11 protein-coding genes are annotated in these 9797 nt (G+C 61.1%); 4 read left to right on the plus strand and 7 right to left on the minus strand.

Going from position 1 to position 9797, the window contains the following annotated elements:
• Positions 1-324 precede the first annotated feature (324 nt).
• A complete protein-coding gene (locus J7U37_RS22610) occupies positions 325-1077 on the plus strand; it encodes an IS6 family transposase (protein WP_056483290.1) in 753 nt (250 codons plus the stop codon).
• 132 nt (positions 1078-1209) lie between these two features.
• Here the strand turns inward: J7U37_RS22610 and J7U37_RS22615 are convergent, their stop codons facing one another.
• From J7U37_RS22615 to J7U37_RS22640, 6 genes are all read right to left on the minus strand, one after another.
• Entirely contained in the window at positions 1210-2343 is a 1134-nt protein-coding gene (locus J7U37_RS22615) for a hypothetical protein (RefSeq protein WP_247637178.1), read from the minus strand.
• Between the two features lie 253 nt (positions 2344-2596).
• A complete protein-coding gene (locus tag J7U37_RS22620; RefSeq protein ID WP_247637179.1) occupies positions 2597-2815 on the minus strand; it encodes a hypothetical protein in 219 nt (72 codons plus the stop codon).
• A gap of 129 nt (positions 2816-2944) precedes the next feature.
• The gene (locus J7U37_RS22625) at positions 2945-3193 is read right to left on the minus strand and encodes a hypothetical protein (RefSeq protein ID WP_247637180.1); all 249 of its coding nucleotides are present in this window, start codon (positions 3191-3193) and stop codon (positions 2945-2947) included.
• Between the two features lie 142 nt (positions 3194-3335).
• Entirely contained in the window at positions 3336-4664 is a 1329-nt protein-coding gene (locus tag J7U37_RS22630; RefSeq protein ID WP_247637181.1) for an MFS transporter, read from the minus strand.
• Between the two features lie 148 nt (positions 4665-4812).
• Complete coding sequence (locus tag J7U37_RS22635) at positions 4813-4953, minus strand: hypothetical protein (RefSeq protein ID WP_247637182.1); 141 nt, start codon at positions 4951-4953, stop codon at positions 4813-4815.
• Between the two features lie 326 nt (positions 4954-5279).
• Positions 5280-5801 carry a MucR family transcriptional regulator gene (locus tag J7U37_RS22640; protein ID WP_247637183.1) on the minus strand — a complete coding sequence of 174 codons (522 nt, stop codon included), beginning with the start codon at positions 5799-5801 and terminating at the stop codon, positions 5280-5282.
• Between the two features lie 374 nt (positions 5802-6175).
• Between J7U37_RS22640 and J7U37_RS22645 the strand changes: the two genes are divergently transcribed.
• Positions 6176-7306: a PD-(D/E)XK nuclease family protein gene (locus J7U37_RS22645; RefSeq protein ID WP_247637184.1), complete on the plus strand. Its 1131-nt coding sequence runs from the start codon at positions 6176-6178 to the stop codon at positions 7304-7306.
• 52 nt (positions 7307-7358) lie between these two features.
• Here the strand turns inward: J7U37_RS22645 and J7U37_RS22650 are convergent, their stop codons facing one another.
• Positions 7359-7913 (minus strand): recombinase family protein, encoded by a 555-nt coding sequence (locus J7U37_RS22650; RefSeq protein WP_247637185.1) that lies wholly within the window; start codon positions 7911-7913, stop codon positions 7359-7361.
• A gap of 705 nt (positions 7914-8618) precedes the next feature.
• On the opposite strand from J7U37_RS22650, the gene J7U37_RS22655 reads away from it, so the two are divergent.
• Positions 8619-9014 carry an EF-hand domain-containing protein gene (locus tag J7U37_RS22655; protein ID WP_247637186.1) on the plus strand — a complete coding sequence of 132 codons (396 nt, stop codon included), beginning with the start codon at positions 8619-8621 and terminating at the stop codon, positions 9012-9014.
• A 195-nt stretch (positions 9015-9209) separates the two neighbouring features.
• Positions 9210-9635 carry a VOC family protein gene (locus J7U37_RS22660; protein WP_247637187.1) on the plus strand — a complete coding sequence of 142 codons (426 nt, stop codon included), beginning with the start codon at positions 9210-9212 and terminating at the stop codon, positions 9633-9635.
• Positions 9636-9797: the final 162 nt, after the last annotated feature.

Below are 9797 nucleotides of genomic sequence, written 5' to 3' on the forward strand. Positions count from 1 at the left end.
TCGACGTTAAATGGCGTTACTCAAGTAACGTAAATCAATACACTTGCAATTCATTGCAGAATAAGCGATGTTATTGCTTCGCGATTAGTTCGTTGCGTGTTCGTCGGGCTTGTGGGCCGATTTAAGCGCAGCGAGCAAGGGGGCCGATCCCACCCCCGCAAGAGCCGCAATCGCGCCTATCGCCATCGTGCAGGCATTGCGTTTCGTCACCTCGACCGCGATCACGGCCAGCGCGGCCGGGCCTGTCGCAAACGCGATCGCGCGGGCGTTTACCCAACGTTGACCATACGGCCTGCATGGCGCCTCCGTTTTCGGAGGCCGCTCATGATCCTGTCTGCTATCGCCGCCAAGCTCAAACAGCGCGCCAAGGCCGACTTCAAGGGACGGCACTATGAGGCTGCGCTCATCGTCCAAGCCGTCTCTTGGTACCTGCGCTATCCGCTCAGCTACCGCGACATTGAGGAGTTGTTCCTGGAGCGCGGCCTGGAGGTGGATCACTCCACCCTGAACCGTTGGGTGCTGGCCTACGCGCCGCTGATCGAGAAGCGGCTACGCCAGTTCCGCCGGCCGCACTGCGGCTCGGTCCGGATCGACGAGACATACATCAAGGTTCGTGGCGAGTGGCGCTACCTGTACAGAGCCGTCGACAAGCACGGCAATCCGGTCGACTTCCTGCTCGCTGCGAGCCGGGATCTCGACGCCGCCAAGCGCTTCTTCCGCAAAATGCTGGCCGATCAGCCGCTTCTTGCGCCTGACCGGATCGGCACGGATGGCGCCAGCACCTACCCGGCTGCGATCGTGGCTGCGAAGAGCGACGGCCTTCTCGCGCGTCCTGCGATCCACTACGTCACTAAGCACCTGCAGCAGGGCATCGAGAGCGACCACTTCCGGGTCAAGAAGAACATGCCCCGGGTCGGAGGCTTCCGCTCCTTCCATACGGCTCGACGCACCATCCAGGGCTTCGAGGCTATGCTCTGGCTGCGCAAGGGCTTCGGCTTTGCCGGCGTGTGGACGGTCCGTGAGCAAAACCAGCTACTCGGGGTCTGCTTTGGGCTTCCCCAAGCGAACAAAGCGTGAAAGCGGGACGGTAGAGGCCCTTCCACGCCTTATGTCCAAGCTTGCGACACGCCCTCTGGGAACGTCCGGACCACATTGGTTGAGATGCACGTCGGAGGAGGCGGCTCCTCAACGATCAGGTGACGAGCTTGATCAACCAGCCTCCTTTACCTGTCGCACCATCCAATCCAGCGCCGAGACCAGCTTGGTCGACCCACTCGGATCGGCAGCGACTAGGGCCAATGGTACTGACGCCCAACCATTCAGCGACGACTCTTTTATATCTGTGCCATCAATTTCTGCAAAGCGTCGCAGCAACTCACGTCGCTGATCTATGTTACCGAACACTGGTTTGCTTTCCAGAGATTTGAACTGAATCCAAATCTTACCTTCCGTCGACAGATAGGCGGGATTGATTGCTACGCCTCGTGGCTTCAGAAGCGGGTACGCCGATCCGTTTTCACGACCTGTGCCGAAGACGATTGGAAGTCCTGTGCCCTTCATCCAACTCATCACTGCCGTAGCAACTGAATATACCTCTAGAGGGAATTTATCCTCGAAGGCCGTCATAAGGCGCTCCTCCGTCCAGCGGCTTCCCCTAACTGCCTCTTTCCGTCCGATTGCTTCCCGAGTTTGCCCGAAGACAACAGGCACAATGGTTCGTAGCCCCTGACCCGCGAACTGTCGGAGTTCTAGAGCTAAGACCTCGGCCGGGCTCATCTGCTTGTTCAGAAACTCCACGATGCGGCGCAGCTCTGAGGGGATATGGTCAGCTACGAACATTAGCCGTAGCTTGCCCGCACGGATGTTCGAGTCTACGGCATTCCAGAACCACTCGGACGTTACGTCAGAGCCAAGAAACTCTGCTAGTACTGTGTCGCCCTCTGTACCAGCTAGGTGACAAGCTGCCTCAAAGGTTGATGCAATTTTTTCTGCGTCCCAGAAAGACTGAAAATTGGCGGCATAGTCGAGCATTTGACCGACTACCTCGCGGCGCAGACGGCTGTCCGTCTGCCGTTTAACCTCCACGAGGGTCGGTACGCCATCCTGATCTAAAAAGAGATGATCTAGAGACCAGCGAACGGTTTCCTGTTCGTGACCGATGGAAAGTTCCGGTCGGACAAGAATAAAGCGCCTCGGGTTTTCTGGATCGATTTGGTCGCCCACTAGCAAGGACGGAAACTTCGAGAGCAGCCTCTGGAAGTCGATCTCCTTCTCGAAGTGCGCCGGCAGCATGGGGACGAGGGCCTCATCACCCTGCAATACGAAAACCCCAGATTGCGACATGGTCGATCCTCACCGTCGGAAAGCTTGAACCTTCTAGGGCTCCTGTTCCTACTCGGGGCTTAAAGGCGAGACAGGCCGGGGCGCCTGTAGGCGTCCCCGGCCCTCTCCCGCCATGCCGCTACTCGCCAAAGCCCGGAGCGGCGGGGTGCGGAACGTGTGCGGGGCCAAGGGCCGGCATCTGCGTCGCGCCAGGAAGAACTACCTCGCGGGTCTGCGGCAGCCAAGGGCGTCGGTGGATAACTCCCTGGCGATTTCAGCCTACGCGCCGGCTCTGTTCCGCCTCCGTGCGCCAGGCGTCACGATCCTTCTCGGCCTTGGCTAGCCGAGCGCGCAAGGTCTCGATCTCCGCGTGAAGCTCCCCGGCGTCAACGGCCAGCTCAACGCACTGGTCTTGTACTTCGGCGAGCTGTTGGCGAAGCTCGGCGTTCTCGATGATGACAGCGAGGAAGTCGGCGGATCGTTGGCCGGTCATGGGGCTCCCGCTAACCCTGGGGCGACGGTAGTTCGTCCGGACAGCCGTCGCTACCTGGGGCGAGCCAAGAGCAGCGCAGACGTTCACCATACGCACTTTTACGCGTCGTGATGCAGCGAACCGCTACGCTCATGAGCCGTTGGGAACACGAGCTGCAAGGCTCGCTGATTTTGCTTCGCCGAGAGGACGGTTGTCGAGGCAGGAGGGGGAGCTTTGCTCGCCTGCCTCGACAGCCGGCTTTTGCGTATCCAGACCGACATCGAAAGGCACTTCACGTCCGGAAGCCGTGGTTGCAAGGGCACGCGAAAGCGTCTGAATCGCATCGATTTGGTCGAGCAGTTCGGCAGCAAACGTGTCGAAATCGGCCCGCATGTTCATCGTGCTTCCCACAACCCGAAGACACAGGTGCGCATGGTGGGAAGTACACTGCTATCCGTAGCTGCTGCGGAGCTTGCGCTTCAGGATTGGCGGCGTCGGGACCGGAGTGAGGGCGCGGCGCACTCGGCCAGAGTCATGTCCGTCAATGCGCGTCAGCGGGCCGTGAAGCAGATTCGTCTGAGATGCCGACCTTGGCCCAGACGTAGACGGCAAGCGCTGCCACCGGCAGCCCGATCAACGACGTCGCGACGAAGAACCAAGTGAAGCCCGTGTGCTCGATTGCGAAGCCGGAGAAGCCTGCCAGTACGCTGCCCGGGAAGGCGCAGAGCGACGTCAGGAGCCCAAACTGGCTTGCCGCATGATCCGTCGATGCCAGGGTCGACATGTAGGTGATCAGCACGACCGACGCGAAGGCGTAGGCGAAGCCCTCGACGCCAACGGCGGCCGCAAATGTCCAGAACGCCGTCCCGCCATCACCCCCGTGCGCAGCGAGGTACGCAAGGCTCAAATGCGAGGCCGAGCCGGCCACAGTGCCGATGAGGAGACTCGGCAACATGCCGATCCGCGGGATGAGGGCGCCGGCCAGGAAGGTGCCGCCCAGAGCGATCCAGAAGCCGAAGAGCTTGGTGACGGTGGCGATGTCGGTGTTCGAGAAACCCTGGTGCTTGAACAGCGGAATGGCCATCGCACTCGCGACGTAACCCGGCATACGGAAACCGGCGACGAGCAATAGGATGACCGGCGCCATCGCTCCCAGCCGAGCTAGCAACTCGCGGATTGGCGCCCAGATCGTGTCGAGGAAGCCTGATCTGGCTAGATGGGGAGTTTTGTCCGAGGGCGGCTCGGGCGCGAGTACGGCGGCCAGCATACCCGGGAGCATCAGCGCGGCCATGCACAGGTAGGCACCGCGCCAGCCAATCCTATCGGCCAGGAACAACGCGCCTGCCCCCGCCGCGAGGTTGCCGAGCCGCCAGCCGATTTCCGTCCAGGATGAGAGCACCGCCTGCTTTTCGGGAGGTCGCACGCTGGTGATGCGCCAGCCATCAATGACGAGGTCGAGCGTTGCACCAGCGAACCCGAGGGCCAGCGAGAAGGCAATCGTCCAGGCGAGCTGATGCGCAGGATCGCCGAAGGCGATGCCTGCGGATGCCGCCATGACGCCGAGCTGCGCCACAACGATCCAGCCGCGTCTTCGGCCCAGGAAGCGTCCGAGGAGGGGCGGATCGTACCGGTCGAGGAAGGGCGCCCACAGGAACTTGAACTTGTAGGCAAGCGTCAGTTCGCTCAGGAGCCCAATGGTCGCGATCGAGATCCCAATGTCGGAGAGCCAGGCCGACTGCGTCGAGTAGACGAGAAGGAACGGGATGCCAGACGTGAAGCCGAGGCCGAGGGCCGGTGCGATCCGTCGATCGGTGAACAGCGCCGACCAGAAGGGCGTCGCCTTAGGTTTTGCCACGACCGCTTGGCTCATGCTCGGCTTTCTCCGCCCCTTGCCCGTCCGAGACAGGCTCAGCTGATGTTATCCGTGTTGATTCTCAGCCTACCACCAACGAACGAAGCCCCGACCGCTAAGCGGTCCGGGGCTTCTTTCATTCGGTAGGCAGCAGCACTGCGCCAGCCTAAGTCGGCTGCACCTCAGTGTCCTTGATCTCCGGCTTGTCTTCCTCCGGGATCGCAGGCGGCTTCTTCTCAGGCTGCTCCGGTGCATCCTCAATGGGCTGAAGATCGGCGCCGGGCAGTGGCTTATCAGCGGTGGTCACAGCTTCACTCCCTGGACGTTGCGGGGAGCAAAGTACCTGTGATCGGAAGCGTTCCCAGCTGAGCGCTGGCAGGCGTCAGGCAATCGCCCAGGCGAGCACCAAGATGCCGCCGAGGAACATTCCATAGGTCGCCATTACGGCGGCGACCTCGCGATGCTGCTGCAAGACGGAGCGGGAAGCGATCAGCATGGGACGGGACCAGAAGCGAGGGCGCTCCCTCGATCTGATCCACTTTTCAGTCCGAAGCGAGGCCTTCCGCCTGTGGAACAAAGGTAAAACATCGGCTGTCGCTTGGCGGTCACATGCCTATCGACAGCCGACCTGACTCAGGAGGCTCTAGGTGGTCGTCGAGCCTTTTTCTGCTTCGGCTCGGCCGGCGCTTCTGAAACCGTCTCATCCGGCGCAACAGCCTTTGCTTGGCCCCGTCGCTGTTGTCCGAGACCAAGAGCGTGAGCAAGCTTAGAACGCTGCTCCGAGTAGCTTGCAGAGGTCATGGGATAGTCGACGGGGAGGCCGTACCTCGTCCGATAAGCCTCAGGGGTAAGGCCACGGATAGTCAAATGGCGCTTCAGCGTCTTGTAGGGCTTGCCATCCTCGAAGCTGATGAGAGCGTCGGGCGTGATCGACTTCTTGATCTCAGCCGGGGTTGGCTTCTCGATCTTGTCAGCAGCCGGCGTAGCAGGGCCGCTCAGACCCTTGAGGGTTTGATGCACGGAGGCAATCAGCTCGCCCAGATCCGCAGGCCGGACGGAGTTATTGGCGATGTAGGCGGAGACAATCTCAGCGGTCATATCGACGTAATCGACTGTGACTTCTTGAAGCGTGTTTTCTTCGGGGGCGTCGAGCATGTTAAATCCTTATGGCCTGATGATCTCGCAATGCCTTACTGCGATCTGCGCCGCGGGCAAACAGATTGATTAGGCTCTCTTCCCAATGTAGAGATGCTTGTCGCATTTAGATCGTAGGGTACGCTACCGCGGAGCGTACCTATGCTCTTTCAGAGCTGCGGTTGCCGGTCTCGGACCGGGATGAGACTAGAGAAGGTGAAGTTTTTTGAGCCCGTTCGGTGTCGCGCCGGACGGGCTCACTCGTTTTCTGCCATGCCCGCGAAACCTGCTGTTGCGCTCACAGACGACCGAGTGGCAAACCGTAGCCAATGACTTTGCCTGCCATCCATACCCTGGTCCAGACTATCGCCTCTCGGCGTGCGCAGCCGAGCCAATTGCTTGATGCCTTCAATCCGGTAGCGCTACTGCTGATCGACGAGATGGATTTGTCGCGTGTGATTGGCTGGATGCTGGACCCCGCGGGTACACACGGCCAGGGTGACCGGTACTTGCGGCACTTCCTCGACCTCTGTGGGATTAACGCACCTGACGAGTGCCGAACGGCGAAGGTTCGTCTTGAGGTGCCCCGGTACGCAGCAGGGCGGCTGATGGGGCGCATCGACATCGAGGTATCTCATCCTCGCTTCCTCGTACTCGTTGAGAACAAGCCAACGGCTCGGTTCGGCGACCGGCAACTGGAGCGCTATGCTCGTACCCTTCCGCGCGATCTTGGTGGGCAGGCGCGAGTTGTCACCTTGCTCGGCACTGGCTGGGACGGTCCAGCCGTCGCAGCTATCGAACGCGCTGGGACACGAGCGCTGAAGCTCGGCACCAACGTACGCGGCTGGGTTGCAGCGTGCCAATCAGCTACGACGATGGTGAAAGTTGCCGCCTTTCTCGGTGACTTCGAAGCGCACCTGGACAAGCGTTATGCTGGAAAGGATGCTCACAACGTGCAGCAGATCATCAACCTCCTTGCTGCCAGCCCGGAGACAGTAGCAGCGTCCATTGCCATCATGGACGCACGCGATGCGCTGACCGCAACGGTCAACGACCGATTTGCGGCTCTTGTGCAGCAACGTGCACACGCAGTCGGGTTGGGGGATCTACGCCCAATCGCGGGCGAGATGCCGCTTTTCTCGCCCAATCGCAACGGCATGTTGCGGCTCGACATCGGGGATCCGCGCTTCGATTTCGCTATCTCGGCGGAGTCGACTAATTTCCGAGGCGTTGCACTGGGTTTGTGTCTCTGCAAGTGGCGTCGTGGGACGGCAAGGATCTACGCTGGGGAGATCGCGAGGCTGCGCGAAGCTCTAGGACCAGGACAGATCGATCAAGATGAGTGGTGGCTGTGGTGGGACCACGTGGCGTCGCTTGACGCGAGCGGCAGGCGTAGCGTCAACCCGCCTGATCTCTGGGCGTGGGCCGCTGATGCCGGAGAGGAAGGCTTGGCCGCGGCCTTCGTGAACCGAGCAGTCGAGGCAAAGGAAGCCTTGTCTGCCATTGAAGATGTGCCCGAAGGCTAAAGATCGCTGGCGTTCTGCTGGGATGGGCCACCGCTATGCAGACCCTACGAGATCACTCCGGCTTGGTGTTCAACGCCCGATGCACCGACCCTTTGCCGATGCCGAGCCTCGCCGCGATAGAGGCCATAGATAAGCCTTCAGCCGCCAGGGCCTTGATCTCGGCGGCTTTGGCGCGTGCGGTGGGCTTCCGCCCCTTGTAGGCCCCTTCAGCCTTTGCCCTGGCGATCCCCTCACGTTGGCGCTCCAGCATCATCTCTCGCTCGAACTGCGCGACGCCACCGAGGACGTTGAGCATCAGCTTGCCAGTTGGGGTCGAGGTATCCACGCCCAGGTTCTCGATCCGGAGGGCAATGCCCTTGGTTTCGAGCTCTGAGAGGATGCTGCCGAGATGGGTGACGGAGCGCGCGAGGCGATCGAGTTTCGTCACCACCAGGGTGTCGCCGTCGCGGCAGAACGAAAGAGCCTCGTATAAGGCCGCACGCTGGCCGACAGACGAGACTTGCTCCCGGAATACCCTTTCACAGCCGAGGGCCGTCAGCGCCCGAATTTGAGCCTCCAGGCCGGCTTCCTGTTCCAGGGTCGACGTGCGGGCGTATCCGACGAGCATGCTTCCGTCCCACTAGGGTCTAGGAACTAGTGGCTGGGTACGTTCCAAAAATCAAACCCCACTTTCGTGGAACCAGTCGCTGGCTGGGCTGGAACGTTCCACAAGGGCAAGGTCTATTGGACCCAAAGGACTAACGTGCGGAGTGCATAGGTGTAGGTAAACGGCTGTTACGAGTGGGGAGCGGACCCTGACCCTTCGTCCCGAAGCGGACGTTTCGGTTCCAACCCCTCTTTCTCGTCGGCAGCGATGTAGGTTTATCCGAGTCCGACCATCCACGTGGTCAAGGACCGCATCCGATATCCGATACGATATCAGCTTGATTAAAGCGGTCGCCCTATCAGCCAGTCCGCGCGGCGCTTGACCTAAATCCAGGTCCGTCATCCTGAAGGGATCAAACGGATTTGGTATGCGACACGCCTCGTCCGAACCTCTTTTACGTCGGCGCACAGCGCAGCGCCCAGGGCCGCGCCATTTTGCGTTAGCGGCAGGCTCGGCAGCCGCACTGGCACGCATCTACGACCACACTGGAATCACGTGCTCCGAGAAAAATCGGAAGTCTGGCTTGCCGGATTCTCCCGGATAGATTAGGCAATAGCCAGCGAAAGCGCGGCTCGACTCGGCACGATTAATTGCTCCGAAGGCTATCGCGCGACGACGTCTTGAAGTCGCAAACTGTGATTCAAGCTGACCTAAGGAGATCCTTCGATGACCTATCGTCTGCCTGCCGCCCTGTTTGCCACCGTCCTCGCCCTCGGTGTCGCCGCCCCGGCGTTCGCCGCCCCCGCCACCGTCGCGGCGTTCGATCCCGACAAGGACGGCACCATCGACCTCAAGGAGGCCCAGGCCGCCGCGTCCATGAAGTTCGACATGCTCGACCCCGACAAGGACGGCACGCTTGACGCCAAGGAGCTTACCGGCCTGATGACGGCCGCGGAGATGAAGGCCGCCGACCCAGATACCGACGGCACCCTAGACAAGAAAGAATACCTCGCCGTGGTGGCCGCGCGCTTCAAGGCCGCCGACCCGGATGCCGAGGGCACCATCGACGCCAAGGAGCTCTCCTCGCCCGCTGGCGCTTCCCTCGCGATGTTGCTGAAGTAGGGTCGCCTCACGGGGCGGCCGCCCCTCAAGCAGTCCCGTATGCGGATCAACCTCGTTCTGCCGGCCGCCCTCGTGATGTTAACAAGCGCCGGGCCCGTCCTGGCCTCGTCCAGTGCCGACCTATTGCGGACCTCAACGGCTCGCACAGACAGAGGCCCATGGAGTTATTCTGCCTGCTGCTGGAGAGCATCGGGCTTGGAACCACGCCTGAGCCTCATTACCCTCGGTTTCGTCGATCTCGGTCGAGCAACGGCATTCTACGAAGAGTTGGGATGGCCCCGGCGTGTGCAATTTGCGCAGGGTGTCGCCTTCTTCCAACTCGGTGGCTTGGGCCTATCGCTGTATCCACGTGCCGACCTTGCCAAGGACGCTGGCGTGGCCCTTGAGAACCGCCCCTCTCAAGGCTTCACGCTCGCCTACAACACACACAGCCGCGACGAGGTGGGCAAGGTGCTAACGCAGGCGGAAGTTCTCGGTGAGCGGATTATCCGGCACGGGCAAGATGCAGTGTGGGCTGGCCATCACGGACACTTCTGCGATCTGGATGGCTTCCTGTGGGAGGTCGCGTGGAACCCGGATTTCATTATCGGCAACGACGGCTGCCTTATCCTGCTCGCGTAGTCTTTCGACGCTTAATGAAAATGTCCGGTTTCCATCGAGGCCGTGTCAAAACGGATTGGGCGCGGAACTTTATGAATGTCGGCTGCGGATGAATCGCCACGGCTCGTGCTTGTTCAGGCTCGGATGGCCTGGATGAGCCAAGCTGCGCCGAACAGGCGGATC

The sequence above is a fragment of the Methylobacterium sp. 37f genome, assembly GCF_023093475.1.
In the GTDB taxonomy this organism is placed as follows: Bacteria; Pseudomonadota; Alphaproteobacteria; order Rhizobiales; family Beijerinckiaceae; genus Methylobacterium.

What these genes read in the sequence shown, in the direction of transcription:
- J7U37_RS22610 (WP_056483290.1), top strand. Translation starts at nt 325, where the DNA reads ATGATCCTGTCTGCTATCGCCGCCAAGCTCAAACAGCGCGCCAAGGCC.
- J7U37_RS22615 (WP_247637178.1), bottom strand. Translation starts at nt 2,343, where the DNA reads ATGTCGCAATCTGGGGTTTTCGTATTGCAGGGTGATGAGGCCCTCGTC.
- J7U37_RS22620 (WP_247637179.1), bottom strand. Translation starts at nt 2,815, where the DNA reads ATGACCGGCCAACGATCCGCCGACTTCCTCGCTGTCATCATCGAGAAC.
- J7U37_RS22625 (WP_247637180.1), bottom strand. Translation starts at nt 3,193, where the DNA reads ATGAACATGCGGGCCGATTTCGACACGTTTGCTGCCGAACTGCTCGAC.
- J7U37_RS22630 (WP_247637181.1), bottom strand. Translation starts at nt 4,664, where the DNA reads ATGAGCCAAGCGGTCGTGGCAAAACCTAAGGCGACGCCCTTCTGGTCG.
- J7U37_RS22640 (WP_247637183.1), bottom strand. Translation starts at nt 5,801, where the DNA reads ATGCTCGACGCCCCCGAAGAAAACACGCTTCAAGAAGTCACAGTCGAT.
- J7U37_RS22650 (WP_247637185.1), bottom strand. Translation starts at nt 7,913, where the DNA reads ATGCTCGTCGGATACGCCCGCACGTCGACCCTGGAACAGGAAGCCGGC.
- J7U37_RS22655 (WP_247637186.1), top strand. Translation starts at nt 8,619, where the DNA reads ATGACCTATCGTCTGCCTGCCGCCCTGTTTGCCACCGTCCTCGCCCTC.